Source organism: Streptomyces sp. P9-2, assembly GCF_051903975.1.
GTDB classification, from domain to species: Bacteria; Actinomycetota; Actinomycetes; order Streptomycetales; family Streptomycetaceae; genus Streptomyces; species Streptomyces cellulosae.
On sequence record NZ_CP192633.1, the window covers coordinates 2,073,972 to 2,091,120 of the forward strand.

Sequence of the window (17,149 nt, forward strand, 5' to 3'; positions counted from 1 at the left end):
CCTGCGACAGTGGGTGCAACCACGCCGCCGCGCCTGCGATTCCAGGCTGCGGTGCGCCCGTCACCCACGGGCGGGTGGCGCAGGCACGGACCGCGGGTCGAAGCCGTACGGCAGCTCCAGGCGGTGCGCCCGCATCAGCGCGTCGTCGGCGAGCAGATCCCCGGTCGGGCCGTCCGCCGCGATCACCCCGTCGCTGAGGACCAGAGAACGCGGGCACAGCTCCAGCGCGTACGGCAGGTCGTGCGTGACCATCAGGACGGTGACGTCCAACGACCGCAGGATGTCGGCCAGTTCACGGCGGGACGCCGGGTCGAGGTTGGAGGACGGCTCGTCCAGGACGAGGATCTCCGGCTCCATCGCCAGCACGGTCGCCACGGCCACCCGGCGCCGCTGCCCGAAGGAGAGGTGGTGCGGCGGGCGGTCCTTGAACTCCGCCATGCCGACCCGCTCCAGCGCCCGGTCCACGCGCGCCTCCAGCTCGGCGCCCTTCAGCCCGGCCGCCGCCGGACCGAACGCCACGTCCTCCCGCACCGTCGGCATGAACAGCTGGTCGTCCGGGTCCTGGAACACGATGCCGACCCGGCGCCGGATCTCCGCCATGTTCCGCTTGCCGACCTCGAGCCCGGCCACGCGGACGGTGCCCGCGCCGCCGGTGAGGATGCCGTTGAGGTGCAGCACGAGCGTCGTCTTGCCGGCGCCGTTCGGCCCGAGCAGCGCGACCCGCTCGCCGCGCCCGATGGTGAAGTCCACGCCGAACAGGGCCTGATGGCCGTCGGGGTAGGCGAAGGCGAGGCCGGAGACCTCCAGGGAAGCAGTACTCACAGGGTCCATCCCAGCAGACACACGACGAGGGCGGCGCAGGGGAGGGTCAGGGCGTACGACCACTGCGCCCGGGACGCCGCCACGTCGTCGATCACCGGCATGACCCCGGTGTAGCCGCGGCTCACCATCGCCAGATGGACACGCTCGCCGCGTTCGTAGGAGCGGATGAACAGCGCGCCCGCCGACTTGGCGAGCACACCCCAGTGCCGTATCCCGCGCGCCTCGAAGCCCCGGGACTCGCGGGCGATCCGCATCCGGCGCATCTCGTCGGTGATGACGTCGCCGTAGCGGACCATGAAGGACGCGATCTGCACCAGCAGCGGCGGCAGCTTCAGCCGCTGGAGGCCGTGCAGCAGCTCCCGCAGCTCGGTGGTGGCGGCGAGCAGCACGGACGCGGCGACGCCGAGGGTGCCCTTGGCCAGCACGTTCCAGGCGCCCCACAGGCCGTTCACGCTCAGCGACAGCCCGAGGACGTCGACCCGCTCGCCCTCGGCGACGAACGGCAGCAGCACGGCGAACGCGACGAACGGCACCTCGATGAGCAGCCGCTTCAGCAGGAAGCCGGCGGGCACGCGCGCCGCGTACGCGACCACGCCGAGCAGCACCGCGTACGCCGCGAACGCCCACATCGCCTCGCGCGGCGTCGACACGACCACGATCACGAACGCGAGCACCGCGGCGAGCTTGGTGTGCGGCGGCAGCGCGTGCACGGGGGAGTGGCCGTGCCGGTAGAGCCGGTGGGAGTGACCCGCGCCCACGTCAGACGCTCGTGCCGGCGGGGGAGGTGTCCTCCGCCTGCTCGTCGGCGCTGCGCCGGCGGCGGACCGCCCAGAAGACGCCCGTGCCCGCCACGACCGTCACGCCGACGCCGATCACGCCCGCGAGACCGCCGGACAGCCGGGCGTCGTCGACGTCCTTCACGCCGTAGTCGGCGAGAGGCGAGTCGGAGATCGCGTGCTCCTCGGCCCGCTTGTCGATGCCGTGGTCGGCGGCGACCTTCTCCAGGCCGTCCGGGTCGGCCGAGGCGTAGAAGCTGACGAACCCGGCGAGCAGCAGCGAGGTGACCAGGCCGGCGATCCACACCTTGCGCGGGGAGCGCGCGGCGGCCGGGACGGGCTCGGCGGTCTCCGGGGCGTCGACCAGCTCGCCGTTCACCCGCAGCTTGAGCCTCTGCCGCAGCCCGCGCGCCCCGTGCACCAGGTCGGGGCGTACGGCGACGACGGCGCCGACGGTCAGCGCGGTGATGGCGGCCTCGCCGAGACCGATGAGGACGTGCACGCCGACCATCGCGGTGGCGACCTTGCCGATCGACACGTCGGTGGTGCCGCCCACCGCGTACAGCAGCGTGAAGACGACCGCGGATGCGGGCACGGAGACCAGGGCGGCCACGAAGGACGCGGCGGTCACCGAGCGGCGGGAGTTCGGCAGCACCTTCACCAGCACCCGGAACAGGGCGTAGGCGACCACGGTGGTGGTGATCGCCATCGTGGTGATGTTCACACCGAGCGCGGTGAGGCCGCCGTCGGCGAACAGCACCGCCTGGAGCAGCAGCACCACGGACACGCACAGCACACCCGTGTACGGGCCGACGAGGATCGCCGCGAGCGCGCCGCCGAGAAGGTGCCCGCTGGTGCCGGCGGCCACCGGGAAGTTCAGCATCTGCACGGCGAAGATGAAGGCCGCGACCAGTCCGGCCAGCGGGGCCGTGCGCTCGGCGCCCGCGCCCGCGCCGGGGCTCGCGGTGGCGTCGAGCTCGCGGCGCGCGCCGCGCAGGCTCACGGCGATCGCGCCGGCGGCGAGGACGCCGGCGGCGGCGGATACGGGGACGTCGATGAATCCGTCAGGTGCGTGCACGGACTCGATGATGTCCCCTCTTGCGAATGATTCGCAAGAGCGAGTGGCTTGTCCTACGTCTCGCCCGGCCCCTCGGTTACCTCATCTGTGATATAGGCCGCTCGGAAGCGCGGATTCCGATTTGGGTGCACGATGGACAGGGGTGGGTAAAGGGCTTGTAAGCCATGAATGCCTTGCCGGGCGTACGACGCAGCGTGAGGGGCCCACCGATGTCCGTGATCGAGCAGTACGCGCGAGTCCACATCGTGACGGACGAGGATCCCCTGCTGGAGAGTCACGGGGCCGTCCCCGTGGTCCTGCGGTACGACCCCGAGCACGACCCCCGCCATGTGCGGGTGGACCTGCCCGGGGCGCGGCCCCTCGAATGGGTCGTCGACCGGGACCTGCTGGAACACGGGCTCAAGGCGCCCGTGGACAGCGGCGGCATACGCGTCTGGCCGTGCGGCCGGGTGCAGGCGGTGGTGGAGTTCCACAGCGGCCAGGGCCACTCGGTGGTCGAGTTCGACACGAAGACCCTGTCCCGCTTCCTCCGCCTCACCCACGTGGCGAAGGCGGAGCCGGTCCCGCACTGACGGCCGGAAGGCCTCAGCCCGCCTTCAGCAGCGTCGCCACGATCGGGCCCGCCGTGGAGCCGCCGTGGCCGGCCGCCTGGACGACGGCGGCCGCCGCCAGGTCGCCGCGGTACGCCGTGAACCAGCCGTTCGGCTTCTTCTGCCCGTCCACCTCGGCCGAGCCCGTCTTCGCGCCCCGCTCGCCGTCGATCCCGGCCATCGCCTCCGTGGCCGTGCCGGCGGTCGCGGTGTACGACATCAGCTCCCGCAGCTGCGCGAGCGTGTCCGCGGACAGGGTGCGCGGCGCGGTCGCCAGCTGGCGCCCGTCCACCTCCGGCGACACCAGGTACGGCTGGTGGAACACGCCCGCCTTCACCGTCGCCGACACCGACGCCATGTTCAGCGGGTTCATCCGCACCCCGCCCTGGCCTATCAGCGACGCGGCCATCGGCGCGTCCGACTGCACCGGCACCGCGCCGTCGAACGTGGACACCCCGACCTTCCAGTCGTTGCGGCCGAGACCGAAGTAGTCCTGGGCGAACTTCGTGAGGTCGTCGTCCTTCAGCTTCGGGGCCTGGCTGATGAAGGCCGTGTTGCAGGAGGCGGCGAAGCTCGCGCGGAAGGTGCCGTCCTTGATCTGGAACTTGTCCAGGTTCTGGAACTTCCAGCCGCCGTAGCTGAAGTACTTGGGGCACGGGTGCTTCTTGTCGATGGAGGCGAGGCCCTTCTCGATCAGCATCGACGAGGTGACCACCTTCATCGTGGAGCCCGGCGCCAGCGACCCCTGGAAGGCGACGTTGAAGCCGTGCGAGGAGTTCGCCGCCGCGAGTATCTCGCCGGTCGACGGCCGCACCACCACCACCGAGGCCCGCTTCCGCTTGGCCACCTCGGTCTCGGCGAGCGCCTGCAGCGACGGGCTCAGCGTGGTCTTCACCGTGCCCGGCGTGCCCTCGCTCAGCTCCAGCAGGGTCGTGTCGGACAGCTCCGCCTTCTTCGACGCCTCGCCGCGCACCACACGCAGCTCCACGCCGGCCTCGCCGCCCGCCTTCTCGCCGTACTTGTCGCGCAGACTGTCCAGCACGGACTTCAGCGACGGGTACTTCTCCGTCGTCAGCTCGCCGCCGTCGCGGTCGAGCGCCTTCACCGGCGGGGTGCCCGCCTCGCCGGTGACCAGCTTGTCGCCCTCGCGGAGCTCCGGGTGCAGCACGGACGGCCGCCAGTCGACGCGCGGCTCCCCGTCCCCGGCCCGCCGCACCACGGTCAGCGTGCTGTCGTACGTCAGCGGCTTCGTCGTCTGCTCGTACGACACCGTGCCCTTGACGGCGAAGGTCACCGAGTCCCGGGCGGGGGCGCCGGGGGTGAGGGCGAGGTTCCGGACGCGGGCGTCCTTCACGTACGAGGTGAGCGCCGCCTTCGCGGCCACCGGGTCGTCGGTCGCCGCGGCGGCCTCGGCGACCTGGCCGGACTGCCAGGCGGTGAGGAACTGCTCGGCGGCGGCGGTGACCTCCTCGGGCGACAGCGGACCCGACTTCACGGTGTCCGCCTGGGAGGAGGAGCCCCCGCCGTCCCGGCCCCCGCCCTCGACGAGTGCGTACGCGCCGTAGCCGGCGCCGCCCATCAACACGGCCATCGCCGCGCCGATCACGACCGGTCGCATGTTCCGCCGGTCCCCGGCGCGCCCTCTGTTCCCCACTGCTGTCCGTCCTCCGTCGCCCCGCCCCGGCCCCCCGCGGCCCGCGTGGCTCTCGATCGAGTCAAGGCCCCGTCGGCGCGGCCGCGCCGACGACGGCCCCCACCCTAAAGTCCCGCCGGACGGGCCGTGCGCTCAGCCGCCCGCTCGTAGCACGGCTGCGACAATCGGCCCGGCCGCGTCGCCGCCGTGGCCGCCCTGCTGGGCCATGGCCGCCGCCGCGACGTCACCGCGGAAACCGGTGAACCAGCTGTCCGACGTGGCGTTCCCGTCGACCTCCGCGGAACCCGTCTTCGCGCCGATGTCACCGTCCAGGCCGGACATCGCCTTCTGCGCCGTGCCCTGGGTGGCGGTGAGCCGCATCATCTCCTTGAGCTGCGCCGACGTCTCGGCGGGCAGCCCCTTCGCCTGCGCCAGCGGACGGCCGTCCAGCTCGGGGGATACCAGGTACGGCTGACGGAACGCGCCCGTGATCGCGGTGGCCGTCACCGACGCCATGTTCAGCGGGTTCATCTGCACCTGGCCCTGGCCGATGGCGTTCGCCGCGCGGTCCGGGCCGCCGGAGGCCGGCACGCTGCCGTCGAAGGAGGCGATGCCGGTCTTCCAGTCGTCCCGGCCCAGCCCGAACCGCTCCTGCGCCTCCCGGGTGAGGGAGGAGTCGTCGATCGGCTTCTCGTCGATCAGCTTGATGAAGGCGGTGTTGCAGGAGCGCAGGAAGCTGTTGGCGAGGGTGGCGCCCTCGTTCGGCTCCATGCCGGTGAGGTTCTTGAAGGTCTGGCTCTGCCAGGTGGCGGTGTCCGTGCAGGGCGCGGGGCCGTTCATGGAGGTCACGCCGTTGTCGATGAGCATCGCGGCGGTGATGATCTTCATGGTGGAGCCGGGGGCGACCTGGCCCTGGAAGGCCGCGTTGAAGCCGTCGCCGCGGTTGTTGGCCACCGCGAGGACCTCGCCGGTGCTGGGCTTCAGCGCCACCACCGAGGACTCCGGGTAGTCCTTCACCGCCTTCTCGGCGGCCGCCTGCACGCCGGCGCTGAGCGTGGTGCGCAGCTTGCCCGGCTCGCCCTCGGCGAGGGTGAGCAGCGGGGTGTCGGCCTCGTCGGTCGCGTGCCGGATCGACAGCTCGACGGCCGGACTGCCGCCCGCCTTCGCGCCGTACTTCTCCCGCAGGGTGTCCAGGACCGGGCCGAGGGACGGGTACTTCTCCCTGGTCAGCACGGTGCCGTCGCGGTCCACCGCCTCGATGGGCGGCTGCGCGGACTCCCCGGTGACGAGGGTGTCCCCCTCCTTCAGATCCGGGTGCACGACGGACGGCTTCCAGTCGACCAGCGCGCGGCCGGTGGTCTGCCCGCGCACGACGGTCAGCGTGCTGGTGTAGCGCAGGGGCTTGGAGACGCCGTCGGCGGAGACGGCCGCCTTCACCGTGAACGGCACGGTGGTGCCGCGCGGGGCGCCCGGGGTGATGTCCACCCGCCCTATTCGGGCCTCCCCGCCGTACGCGGTCAGCAGCGCGCCCGCGTCCTGCGCGTTGTTCGTGTACGAGGCGGCCGTCGTGGCCTGCCCCTGCTCCCAGGCGCCGAAGAACGCGTCGGCCGTCTCGCGCACCTCGTCCTTGTCTGGCGGCCCCGACCTACGCGTCTCCGCGGCGCTCGATCCGCCCCCGCTCCCGTTCAGCGCGGAGACGATGTTGTACGCCCCGTACCCCGCACCGCCGACCATCACGGCGAACACACCGCCGACGACGGCGACCTTGACCCCCTTGCCCATCGGGCTGTCCTCCCCCGGCCGGGCCCCGCGCCCCCTGAACACGTTCAAAAGCCCGGCACGAAGTCGAACCCTATGCGCTGGGAGCACCCAAGGGGGCGTGAGTGAAGGATCGTTGTCCCAAAGAGACCCCTGGCGAGCGGCTGCGGCCGCACCTCTCGGTGAGCGGGTCAACGGGCCCCGGAACGCGCCGAACGACGGCTACGGTGTGCCGCATGGACGGGGAGCAACGGCCCGTACGCGGCCCTGCCAGTGGTGTGGTGCGCCGGTGCCGCAGCCGCGCGGCCGGTGGCGCAGGCGGCGGTACTGCAGCAAGCAGCACCGCCGCTGGAACCGTTTCTGGAACGCCGTCCTGCAACTGCTCGACGCGTAGCGGCCGCTCCCTCAACGCGCCCGGAGGGCTACACCCACGTGTCCAGCCACATCCGCGACCGCCAGTCGTCGATCGGGATCGGCGTGCCCGTGTAGATCGGCCAGAAGTAGATGAAGTTCCAGGCGATCAGCAAGGTGAGGACGCCCGCCGCCGTCGCGCCTGCCACTCGGCGCGTGTCCGAAGAGCGCGGTGGGCCCACGATCGCGCCCAGGAGCATCGCCACCGCCAGGCACAGGAACGGCAGGAAGACGATCGCGTAGAAGTAGAAGATCGTGCGTTCCTGGTAGAGGAACCAGGGGGCGTACCCCGCGGCGATGCCGCAGGCGATCGCGCCCGCGCGCCAGTCGCGGCGGAAAGCCCAGCGCCACAGGACGTAGAGCAGGGCGAGACAGCCCACCCACCACAGCATCGGCGTGCCGATGGCGAGGACCTCCTGCGCGCACTTCTCGCCCGCGTCCGCCGGGCAGCCGTCCACGCCCGGCGCGGGCGACTCGTAGAAGTACGACACCGGGCGGCCGGCGACGATCCAGCTCCACGGGTTGGACTCGTACGTGTGCGGCGAGGACAGGCCGACGTGGAACTCGTACACCTGGTTCTCGTAGTGCCACAGGCTGCGCCACCAGTCGGGGAACAGCCACGCCCAGTCGCTGGTCCGCCCGTCGCGGGTGGCCCAGTCGCGGTAGTAGCCGCCGCTGCCGTCCGTCGCGGAGAGGATCCAGCCGGTCCAGGACGCGAAGTACGTGACCACCGCGACCGGCACGGTCGAGAGGAACGCCCAGCCCAGGTCCCGCTTCAGCACCGCCACCCGCGGCCGCACCGCGCCCGCGACCCGGCGCGCGCCGACGTCCCACAGCACGGACATCACACAGAACGCGGCCATGATGTACAGGCCGTTCCACTTCGTGCCGATCGCCAGGCCCAGCATCAGGCCCGCCGCGAGACGCCACGGACGGAAGCCGATCCGGGTGTTCTCGGCCACGTCCACGTCCGGACGGGCCCGCCCGTCCGCGTCCACCGGCAGAGCGGCGGCCAGCTTCTCACGCGCCTTGTCCCGGTCGATCAGCAGACACCCGAAGGCGGCCAGCACGAAGAACATCAGCACGCCGTCGAGCAGCGCGGTGCGGCTCATCACGAAGTGCAGCCCGTCCACCGCCATCAGCGCGCCCGCGAGGCACCCGAGGAACGTCGAGCGGAACAGACGCCGCCCGATCCGGCACAGCATCAGTACCGACAGCGTGCCGAGCAGCGCCGTCATGAACCGCCAGCCGAACGGATCGAAGCCGAAGAGCAGCTCGCCCAGACCGATCACGTACTTGCCGACCGGCGGATGGACGACGTACGCCGCGTCCGTCGGGATCGGGACGTCGCCGCCCGAGTCCAGGACGATCCGGTTGACGTCCTTGTCCCAGTTCACCTCGAACCCGCGGTGGACGAGCGCCCACGCGTCCTTCGCGTAGTACGTCTCGTCGAATATCACCGCCTTGGGGTGGCCCAGGTTCCAGAACCGCAGCACCCCCGCCACCAGCGTCACCAGCAGCGGACCGCCCCACCCCGACCAGCGGACGAGCCGGTCGGCCAGCAACGGCGGCACACCGAGCGTCTTCCACAGCCGGCCCGACGGCTCCGTGTACGGCGGGACCAGGCGGTCGCGGACGTCGCCCCTGACGGCGGGCGTACGGTGGCCGAAACGCCGCAGCCGGTGCTGCCACGTCTGCCGCTGCTCGAGCGGCGACTGCTCCTGGCGGGTGTCCGTGGAGGACGCGGTACTGGTCACCGCGCCATCGTAGGGAACGGCGCTGTGTGAGTCCCGCGCATGGGCGGTATGCCCCGCCTCCGTCCGCTCCTGGGAGGATGGACGCGTGACCGGAACCCTCGTACTCGCAGGCACCCCCATCGGCGACATCTCCGACGCGCCGCCCCGGCTCGCCGAGGAACTCGCCGGCGCCGACGTCGTCGCCGCCGAGGACACCCGGCGGCTGCGCCGGCTGACCCAGGCGCTCGGCGTCACCCCCAAGGGGCGGGTGGTGTCGTACTTCGAGGGCAACGAGACCGCCCGCACGCCCGAACTGGTCGAGGAGCTGGCGGGCGGCGCGCGCGTGCTGCTCGTCACCGACGCCGGCATGCCGTCCGTGTCCGACCCCGGTTACCGGCTGGTCGCCGCGGCCGTCGAGCAGGACATCCGGGTCACCGCGGTGCCGGGCCCGTCCGCCGTGCTCACCGCGCTCGCGCTGTCCGGGCTGCCCGTCGACCGGTTCTGCTTCGAGGGGTTCCTGCCCCGCAAGGCGGGCGAGCGCCTCGGCCGGCTGCGGGAGGTCGCCGGCGAGCGCCGCACCCTCGTCTACTTCGAGGCCCCGCACCGCCTCGACGACACCCTCGCCGCGATGGCCGAGGTCTTCGGCGCCGACCGCCGCGCCGCCGTCTGCCGCGAGCTGACCAAGACGTACGAGGAGGTCAGGCGCGGCCCGCTGGGCGAGCTGGCCGCGTGGGCGGCCGAGGGCGTACGCGGGGAGATCACCGTGGTCGTCGAGGGCGCCCCCGAGAAGGGCCCCGAGGAGACCGACGACGCCGAACTGGTGCGCCGGGTGCGGGTGCGCGAGGAGGCGGGCGAGCGGCGCAAGGAGGCCATCGCGGCGGTCGCGGCGGAGGCGGGGCTGCCGAAGCGGCAGGTCTTCGACGCGGTGGTGGCGGCGAAGAACGCCGGGAGCGTCTGAGGCGCGCGACAGGGCGCGCCATCGTCATGGAACGCCCCCGCGTCGGTAAAGCGTCCGGGGCGTTCCGGTAAGACACGGCCAAATCGGCTCCAATACTCCGCCGGCGCCCGTGTGCTCAGGGCCGCCGGGGAGTCCACTGGTCGACGGGACGGGCACGGGCCCGTCCCGTCAGCGGACCAGACAGGAGCCGGCATGACCGAGATCTCCGGACCGGGCGCACTGCGCGCGGGCGCCACCGCCGTCGTCACCGAGGCGTACGCCTTCGCCTGCATGCGCTGCGGCTACGGCTGGGAGCAGGCGTACGAGATAGAGCACCACGTCGACGCCGACGGCCACACCTTCGTCCTGTACGTGGCGGACGGCCGCATCGTGCCCTCCCCGCTCAGCCGGCCCACCTGCCACAGCTGCGACGGCCACGTCGTGCGGATCCTCCGCCCGGGCCGGGTCGCCTCGGCGCGCGACGCCGCCCACCGGGAGCGCCGGGTGCCCGCCGCCGGACCGGTGGAGGCGCCCTGGGCGCCGAAGGGGGCCGCGCCGCTTCCGTAGGATCGGGAGCATGCCTGCCGACACCACCGACAAGAACGCCGCGCCGCCGCTCCCGGAGCCCCTGCGGGTGCCGGTCGCGGACTCGCACACCCACCTCGACATGCAGTCCGGCACCGTCGAGGAGGCCCTCGCCAAGGCCGCGTCGGTGGGGGTGACGACCGTGGTGCAGGTCGGCTGCGACCTCAAGGGGTCCCGGTGGGCGGCGGAGACGGCCGCCGCGTACGACGCCGTGCACGCGACGGTCGCCCTGCACCCGAACGAGGCGCCCCGGATCGTGCTCGGCGATGCCGACGGCTGGTCGAGGCAGGGCGCCCGCGAGCCCGGCGGGGACGCGGCGCTGGACGAGGCGCTCGCCGAGATCGACCGGCTGGCCGCTCTGCCCCACGTCAAGGGCGTCGGTGAGACGGGTCTCGACTACTTCCGCACCGGCGAGGACGGCAAGGAGGCGCAGGAGCGGTCCTTCCGTGCCCACATCGAGATCGCCAAGCGGCACGGCAAGACGCTCGTGATCCACGACCGTGACGCCCACGCGGACGTGCTGCGCGTGCTGAAGGAGGAGGGCGCCCCCGAGCGCACCGTCTTCCACTGCTACTCCGGCGACGCCGACATGGCGGAGATCTGCGCCCGCGCCGGCTACTACATGTCGTTCGCCGGCAACGTCACCTTCAAGAACGCGCAGAACCTGCGGGACGCCCTCGCCGTCGCCCCGCTGGAGCTGGTCCTGGTCGAGACCGACGCGCCCTTCCTCACCCCCGTGCCCTACCGCGGCCGCCCCAACGCCCCCTACCTGGTGCCGGTCACCGTGCGTGCCATGGCCGCCGTGCGCGGCATCGACGAGGACGCGCTGGCCACCGCGCTGGGCGCCAACACCGCGCGCGCCTTCGGCTACTGACGGACCCGCGCCACATCCACGCTCCGTAGTCGTGTCGCTTGGGAGAGCGATCGGCGCTCGGCTAGGTTCTGGGAGCCCCCTCGGGGGTCCCCGTGGCCAGCCCTGGAGCGTGTCGGCGTGAGCACCACCCTGCGGTTCGAGACGTATCACAAGACGTGCCCGACGCACGCCGTGTGCGGCGGGATCCACGAGGCGGAGACCGTGCCCGCCCTGCCCCGCCGCGCGCCCGCCTCTCCGTCGAGGCGGTCCGCGCACCGGCGCCCCGGCCGGTACGCCGAGCGGGCCGAGGCCGCGCGCCGGCTGCTGCCGAAGGCGCTGGTCGTCGCGTTCCTCGCCGGCGGCACCAGCGCCTTCGTCGCCGAGGACAAGGGCGTCGAGCTGACCGTCGACGGCAGCCCCCGCACCCTGCACACCTTCGCCGACGACGTCACCGGGCTGCTCGCCGAGGAGGGCGTGCGCACCGGACCGCACGACGAGATCAGCCCCGCCCCCGGCACCGCCCTGGAGGACGGCGGCACCGTCGAGGTGCGGCACGCGCGCCCGCTGCTGCTCACCCTCGACGGCACCCGGCAGGAGGTGTGGACGACCGCGCCCACCGTCCAGGAGGCGCTGCGGCGGCTGGGCGTACGGATCGCCGGCGCCCATCTGTCCGTCCCGCCCGGCACCCGCGTCGGACCCGCCGGGCTCGCCCTGGAGGTCCGCACCGAACGGGCGGTGACCGTCCTCGCCGACGGGCGGGCCCGCAGCGTCCGCACCAACGCCGCGACCGTGCGGGAGGCCGTGCACCAGGCCGGGGTCACCCTGCGCGGACGCGACACCACCTCCGTCGCCCCCGGCAGCTTCCCGCGCGACGGCCAGGTCGTCACCGTGCTGCGCATCACCGACGGCACGGAGGTCCGCGACGAGGAGATCCCGTTCACCGAGGAACGCGTCGAGGACCCCGCGCTGGCCCACGGCACGGTGGTCGTCGACCGCGCCGGACGGCCCGGGCTGCGGCGCCTCACCTACGCGCAGCGCACCGTCAACGGCGTCCGGCAGCGGCCCCGGCTGCTGCACACCGAGGTGGTGCGCGAACCCGTCGCGCGCCGGGTACGGGTCGGCACCCGGCCCGTACCGATGTCCGTGCGGGGCACGGACGCGCTGGACTGGGACGCGCTCGCGCGGTGCGAGTCCGGCGGCCGGCCCGACGCCACCGACCCGTCCGGCACGTACGGCGGGCTGTACCAGTTCGACACCCGCACCTGGCGCGACCTCGGCGGCGCCGGCCGCCCCCAGGACGCGCCCCCGGCCGAGCAGACGTACCGCGCGAAGCAGCTCTACGTCCGCAGCGGCGCCGCCGCCTGGCCGCACTGCGGAGTCCACCTGCGCGGGTGACGGCACCGGCGGTGACCGGGGCGTACCCGCGCGCCCCGTACCCTTGTCCCGTGACCAGCCCCACCCCCGACGCCCTCCTGGGCCCCGCCGACGTCCGCGAACTGGCGGCCGCCCTCGGCGTACGGCCCACCAAGCAGCGCGGCCAGAACTTCGTCATCGACGCCAACACGGTCCGCCGTATCGTGCGCACCGCCGAGGTACGCCCCGATGACGTCGTCGTCGAGGTCGGCCCCGGACTCGGCTCGCTCACGCTGGCGCTGCTGGAGGCCGCCGACCGGGTCACCGCGGTGGAGATCGACGACGTGCTGGCCGGGGCGCTGCCCGCCACCGTCGCCGCCCGCATGCCGGAGCGCGCCGGCCGGTTCGCGCTGGTCCACTCCGACGCGATGCACGTCACCGAGCTGCCGGGCCCGGCCCCGACCGCGCTGGTCGCCAACCTCCCCTACAACGTCGCCGTCCCGGTCCTGCTGCACATGCTCGAGACCTTCCCGAGCATCGAGCGCACGCTGGTGATGGTCCAGTCCGAGGTCGCCGACCGGCTCGCCGCCGCCCCCGGCTCCAAGGTGTACGGCGTGCCCTCGGTCAAGGCCAACTGGTACGCCGAGGTGAAGCGCGCCGGGGCCATCGGCCGCAACGTGTTCTGGCCCGCGCCGAACGTCGACAGCGGCCTGGTGTCGCTGGTGCGGCGCGCGGAGCCGCTGAAGACCACCGCGAGCAGGCGTGAGGTGTTCGCCGTGGTCGACGCGGCCTTCGCCCAGCGCCGCAAGACGCTGCGCGCCGCCCTCGCCGGCTGGGCGGGCTCGCCGGCCGCGGCCGAGGCGGCGCTGGTCGCCGCGGGGGTCTCCCCGCAGGCGCGGGGCGAGTCGCTGACCGTCGAGGAGTTCGCGCGCATCGCCGAGCACAAGGACGCCGAGCCCAAGGCCGTCGGACACGAGGGGCAGGCCCCGCAGTGAGCGTCACCGTCCGCGTCCCCGCCAAGGTCAACGTCCAGCTCGCGGTCGGCGCGGCCCGCCCCGACGGCTTCCACGAGCTGGCCAACGTCTTCCTCGCGGTCGGCCTGTACGACGAGGTGACCGCGACCCCGTCGCCGGACGGGCTGAGCATCACCTGTGAGGGCCCCGACGCCGCGCAGGTCCCCCTGGACCGCACCAACCTCGCCGCCCGCGCCGCCGTCGCTCTCGCCGAGCGGTACGGCCGCACGCCCGACGTCCATCTGCACATCGCCAAGGACATCCCCGTCGCGGGCGGCATGGCCGGCGGCAGCGCGGACGGCGCGGGCGCCCTGCTCGCCTGCGACGCGCTGTGGGGCACGGGCGCCTCGCGGGACGAACTCCTCGACATCTGCGCCGAGCTGGGCAGCGACGTGCCGTTCAGCCTGGTCGGCGGGGCCGCACTCGGCACCGGGCGCGGCGAGAAGCTGACGGAGCTGGAGGTCGGGGGCGCCTTCCACTGGGTGTTCGCGATGGCCACCCGGGGGCTGTCCACACCGGCGGTGTTCCGGGAGTTCGACCGGCTGGCGGAAGCGCGGGAGGTCCCGGAGCCGGTGGCTTCGCGGGAACTGCTCGGCGCACTCGCCAAGGGTGACGCGGAAGCGCTCGCGGCCACCGTGTCCAACGATCTTCAGTCGGCGGCGCTGTCGCTGTTCCCGGAGCTGGCGGACACGCTGGCCGCGGGGCGCGCGGCGGGGGCGCTGGTCTCGCTGGTGTCGGGGTCGGGGCCGACGACGGCGTTCCTGGCGCGGGACGCGGAGGCGGCGGAGGCCCTCGCGGCGGCGCTGCGGACCTCCGGCACCTGCCGAGACGTACGCACTGCGTCAGGGCCGGTGCCGGGGGCCACGGTCGTCTGACGGTCATCCCTCAGAGTTCGTCGATGGCGGTCAGGTCGATGTCGATGGAGTAGGGCTTGTCGACCTTGATGCGGTCGTGGTGCATGCCGGTGTGGATGTACGCCCTGGTGAGCGGGTCGAGTTCGTAGACGTGGATCACGGGCCTGCCGTCTGTCCCGCTCGCTTCGACGCGCCAGAAATTCGGGATGCCGGCGGCGGCGTACTTGTGCGGTTTGGTTGTGCGGTCGCGGGACTCGGACTCGGGTGAGACCACCTCGATGGCCAGAAGTACGTCGTTGGCCCGGTAACTCGTCTGTTCCGGACCGGTGATCGCGTCGGTCCGGATCACGCTCACATCGGGTTCAGGACCATTGCGCCTGTCGAGGACCACGGTCATTTCCCGGCTGACCCTGAATTCGGCGGGCAGACCACTGCTGCGCAGGCCGAAGACGAGCAGGTCAACCATGTTCCCATGGAAGCGGCGCCGCGGACTCACGAAAACCAGGCTCCCGTCGATCAGCTCGGTGTGCGGCGGGAGATCCGGCAGCGTGAACAGGTCGTCCACGGTGTATCCGTCCAGGGGCGGCACCGGCCATTGCACGTGGTGCTCTACGGACTCGGCTGTCATGGGTCCTCCCATGGACAAGATCCTGGTGCCTGTCCTCCACAGTAGCGGCCGTATCCCGATCACATCATCACAAAGAGTGACTGACTCCTCGCGTCCCGGCCCCGCCCCGGCAGGGCCTACGCTGGAAAGCTGATCGATCCACCGGGCAGGAGAGAAATGGCCGTCAATCTGGTCAATGTCGAGAACGTCAGCAAGGTGTACGGCACCCGTGCGCTGCTGGACGGGATTTCGCTCGGCGTCTCCGAGGGGGACCGGATCGGGGTCGTGGGGCGCAACGGCGACGGCAAGACCACGCTGATCCGCATGCTGGCCCGGCTGGAGGACGCCGACACCGGGCGCGTGACGCACTCCGGCGGGCTGCGGCTCGGCGTGCTCACCCAGCACGACTCCCTGGACCCGGAGGCCACCGTCCGGCACGAGGTCATCGGCGACATGGCCGACCACGAGTGGGCCGGCGACGCCAAGGTCCGCGACGTCCTCACCGGGCTGTTCGGCGGGCTGGACCTGCCCGGCTTCCCCAAGGGGCTCGACACCGTCATCGGACCGCTGTCCGGCGGCGAGCGGCGCCGTATCGCGCTGGCCAAGCTGCTCATCGAGGAGCAGGACCTGATCGTCCTCGACGAGCCGACCAACCACCTCGACGTCGAGGGCATCGCCTGGCTCGCCGAGCATCTGCGCAACCGCCGCTCCGCGCTCGTCTGCGTCACCCACGACCGGTGGTTCCTCGACCAGGTCTGCACCCGCATGTGGGACGTGCAGCGCGGCGTCGTCCACGAGTACGAGGGCGGCTACTCCGACTACGTCTTCGCCCGCGCCGAGCGCGAGCGCATCGCCGCCACCGAGGAGGCCAAGCGGCAGAACCTGGTCCGCAAGGAGCTGGCCTGGCTGCGCCGCGGCGCCCCCGCCCGCACCTCCAAGCCGCGCTTCCGCGTGGAGGCCGCCAACGAGCTGATCGCGGACGTGCCGCCGCCGCGCGACAGCAGCGAGCTGATGAAGTTCGCCTCCTCCCGGCTCGGCAAGACCGTGTTCGACCTGGAGGACGTGACCGTCCAGGCCGGGCCCAAGGTGCTGCTGAAGCACGTCACCTGGCAGCTCGGCCCCGGCGACCGCATCGGCCTGGTCGGCGTCAACGGCGCCGGCAAGACGTCCCTGCTGCGCGCGCTCGCCGAGGCCGCCCGCAGCGAGGGCGAGACGCAGCCCGCGGCCGGCCGCATCCGCGTCGGCAAGACGGTGAAGCTCGCCTACCTGTCGCAGGAGGTCGCCGAACTCGACCCCACCTGGCGGGTGCTGCAGGCCGTGCAGCAGGTGCGTGAGCGCGTCGACCTCGGCAAGGGACGCGAGATGACCGCCGGTCAGCTCTGCGAGACCTTCGGCTTCAACAAGGAGAAGCAGTGGACGCCCGTCGGGGACCTCTCCGGCGGTGAGCGCCGCCGCCTCCAGCTGCTGCGGCTGCTGATGGACGAGCCCAACGTCCTCTTCCTCGACGAGCCCACCAACGACCTCGACATCGAGACCCTGACCCAGCTCGAGGACCTCCTCGACGGCTGGCCCGGCTCGATGATCGTGATCTCCCACGACCGGTTCTTCGTCGAGCGCACCACCGACCGCGTCTTCGCCCTCCTCGGCGACGGCACCCTGCGGATGCTGCCGCGCGGCATCGACGAGTACCTGGAGCGCCGCAAGCGCATGGAGGAGGCCGCCGCCGCCTCCGCCCAGGCCGCCGCCCCGGCCCGCTCCGCGACGCCCGAGAAGAGCGCCGCCGACCAGCGCGCCGCGAAGAAGGAACTCCAGCGCATCGAGCGCCAGCTGGACAAGATCTCGGCCAGGGAGGCCACCCTCCACACCGCCATCGCCGAGAACGCCACGGACTTCGCGAAGGTGGCCGAACTGGACGCCGAACTGCGGGACCTGGCCGGTCAGCGCGACGAACTGGAGCTGCGCTGGCTGGAACTCGCCGAGGACGCCTGACCGGCGCGAGAGCAGCGTCACGCGCCCGCGTGCGGGGAGCGCGCGCTGCGTGAAGAGGGCGTGAAGGCGCGTAACGGACGTATCACAGGCCGGTCCTCCCTTGGGAACAGGGGAGGACGCGGCCCGGTGGCGTGTCGGTGCCGGGTGATAGAAA

The 17,149-nt window shown here is 72.8% G+C and carries 15 protein-coding genes; 8 read left to right on the plus strand and 7 right to left on the minus strand.

The features are described 5' to 3' along the window. Window positions 1-60 precede the first annotated feature (60 nt). The 3 genes from ACQY0Z_RS09795 to ACQY0Z_RS09805 are packed head-to-tail and all read right to left on the minus strand — an operon-like array spanning window position 61 to window position 2,676. Window positions 61-831: an ATP-binding cassette domain-containing protein gene (locus tag ACQY0Z_RS09795; protein ID WP_189896002.1), complete on the minus strand. Its 771-nt coding sequence runs from the start codon at window positions 829-831 to the stop codon at window positions 61-63. Further along, window positions 819-1,580, minus strand: coding sequence for a cobalt ECF transporter T component CbiQ (gene cbiQ, locus ACQY0Z_RS09800; protein WP_189896000.1), 762 nt, complete (start codon window positions 1,578-1,580; stop codon window positions 819-821). The genes ACQY0Z_RS09795 and cbiQ overlap by 13 nt, the downstream gene beginning before the upstream one ends. 1 nt (window position 1,581) lies before the next feature. Then, on the minus strand, window positions 1,582-2,676 hold the full coding sequence (locus tag ACQY0Z_RS09805) for an energy-coupling factor ABC transporter permease (protein ID WP_254585613.1): 1,095 nt from the start codon (window positions 2,674-2,676) through the stop codon (window positions 1,582-1,584). 209 nt (window positions 2,677-2,885) lie between these two features. On the opposite strand from ACQY0Z_RS09805, the gene ACQY0Z_RS09810 reads away from it, so the two are divergent. After that, a complete protein-coding gene (locus ACQY0Z_RS09810) occupies window positions 2,886-3,248 on the plus strand; it encodes an SsgA family sporulation/cell division regulator (protein WP_189895996.1) in 363 nt (120 codons plus the stop codon). 13 nt (window positions 3,249-3,261) lie between these two features. Here ACQY0Z_RS09810 and ACQY0Z_RS09815 read toward each other — a convergent pair whose 3' ends face one another. The 3 genes from ACQY0Z_RS09815 to ACQY0Z_RS09825 form a co-directional block, all read right to left on the minus strand. Further along, on the minus strand, window positions 3,262-4,884 hold the full coding sequence (locus ACQY0Z_RS09815) for a penicillin-binding transpeptidase domain-containing protein (protein ID WP_275980625.1): 1,623 nt from the start codon (window positions 4,882-4,884) through the stop codon (window positions 3,262-3,264). A 168-nt stretch (window positions 4,885-5,052) separates the two neighbouring features. Then, window positions 5,053-6,681 (minus strand): penicillin-binding transpeptidase domain-containing protein, encoded by a 1,629-nt coding sequence (locus ACQY0Z_RS09820; RefSeq protein ID WP_439812115.1) that lies wholly within the window; start codon window positions 6,679-6,681, stop codon window positions 5,053-5,055. A gap of 398 nt (window positions 6,682-7,079) precedes the next feature. Next, a complete protein-coding gene (locus ACQY0Z_RS09825; RefSeq protein WP_254585610.1) occupies window positions 7,080-8,825 on the minus strand; it encodes a dolichyl-phosphate-mannose--protein mannosyltransferase in 1,746 nt (581 codons plus the stop codon). Between the two features lie 85 nt (window positions 8,826-8,910). Here ACQY0Z_RS09825 and rsmI point away from each other — a divergent pair, with 85 nt between their 5' ends. From rsmI to ACQY0Z_RS09855, 6 genes are all read left to right on the plus strand, one after another. Then, on the plus strand, window positions 8,911-9,762 hold the full coding sequence (gene rsmI, locus ACQY0Z_RS09830) for a 16S rRNA (cytidine(1402)-2'-O)-methyltransferase (protein WP_189895987.1): 852 nt from the start codon (window positions 8,911-8,913) through the stop codon (window positions 9,760-9,762). A gap of 192 nt (window positions 9,763-9,954) precedes the next feature. Then, the gene (locus ACQY0Z_RS09835) at window positions 9,955-10,308 is read left to right on the plus strand and encodes a hypothetical protein (RefSeq protein WP_254585609.1); all 354 of its coding nucleotides are present in this window, start codon (window positions 9,955-9,957) and stop codon (window positions 10,306-10,308) included. 10 nt (window positions 10,309-10,318) lie between these two features. Beyond that, a complete protein-coding gene (locus ACQY0Z_RS09840; RefSeq protein WP_189895985.1) occupies window positions 10,319-11,200 on the plus strand; it encodes a TatD family hydrolase in 882 nt (293 codons plus the stop codon). Between the two features lie 117 nt (window positions 11,201-11,317). After that, a complete protein-coding gene (locus ACQY0Z_RS09845; protein WP_439812116.1) occupies window positions 11,318-12,574 on the plus strand; it encodes a ubiquitin-like domain-containing protein in 1,257 nt (418 codons plus the stop codon). A gap of 50 nt (window positions 12,575-12,624) precedes the next feature. After that, entirely contained in the window at window positions 12,625-13,527 is a 903-nt protein-coding gene (rsmA, locus tag ACQY0Z_RS09850) for a 16S rRNA (adenine(1518)-N(6)/adenine(1519)-N(6))-dimethyltransferase RsmA (protein WP_254585608.1), read from the plus strand. Beyond that, a complete protein-coding gene (locus ACQY0Z_RS09855) occupies window positions 13,524-14,420 on the plus strand; it encodes a 4-(cytidine 5'-diphospho)-2-C-methyl-D-erythritol kinase (protein WP_381724619.1) in 897 nt (298 codons plus the stop codon). The genes rsmA and ACQY0Z_RS09855 overlap by 4 nt, the downstream gene beginning before the upstream one ends. A gap of 10 nt (window positions 14,421-14,430) precedes the next feature. Here the strand turns inward: ACQY0Z_RS09855 and ACQY0Z_RS09860 are convergent, their stop codons facing one another. Further along, window positions 14,431-15,027, minus strand: a complete 597-nt coding sequence (locus ACQY0Z_RS09860; RefSeq protein ID WP_381724621.1) for a Uma2 family endonuclease — start codon at window positions 15,025-15,027, stop codon at window positions 14,431-14,433. A gap of 156 nt (window positions 15,028-15,183) precedes the next feature. Here ACQY0Z_RS09860 and ACQY0Z_RS09865 point away from each other — a divergent pair, with 156 nt between their 5' ends. Next, complete coding sequence (locus ACQY0Z_RS09865) at window positions 15,184-16,995, plus strand: ABC-F family ATP-binding cassette domain-containing protein (protein WP_381724623.1); 1,812 nt, start codon at window positions 15,184-15,186, stop codon at window positions 16,993-16,995. The last annotated feature ends 154 nt before the right edge of the window (window positions 16,996-17,149 follow it).

Bases quoted from the DNA above. Each gene is read 5' to 3' on its own strand.
- ACQY0Z_RS09795 (WP_189896002.1), bottom strand. From the start codon at position 831: ATGGACCCTGTGAGTACTGCTTCCCTGGAGGTCTCCGGCCTCGCCTTC.
- ACQY0Z_RS09865 (WP_381724623.1), top strand. From the start codon at position 15,184: ATGGCCGTCAATCTGGTCAATGTCGAGAACGTCAGCAAGGTGTACGGC.
- ACQY0Z_RS09835 (WP_254585609.1), top strand. From the start codon at position 9,955: ATGACCGAGATCTCCGGACCGGGCGCACTGCGCGCGGGCGCCACCGCC.
- ACQY0Z_RS09840 (WP_189895985.1), top strand. From the start codon at position 10,319: ATGCCTGCCGACACCACCGACAAGAACGCCGCGCCGCCGCTCCCGGAG.
- ACQY0Z_RS09815 (WP_275980625.1), bottom strand. From the start codon at position 4,884: ATGCGACCGGTCGTGATCGGCGCGGCGATGGCCGTGTTGATGGGCGGC.
- ACQY0Z_RS09860 (WP_381724621.1), bottom strand. From the start codon at position 15,027: ATGACAGCCGAGTCCGTAGAGCACCACGTGCAATGGCCGGTGCCGCCC.
- ACQY0Z_RS09820 (WP_439812115.1), bottom strand. From the start codon at position 6,681: ATGGGCAAGGGGGTCAAGGTCGCCGTCGTCGGCGGTGTGTTCGCCGTG.
- ACQY0Z_RS09810 (WP_189895996.1), top strand. From the start codon at position 2,886: ATGTCCGTGATCGAGCAGTACGCGCGAGTCCACATCGTGACGGACGAG.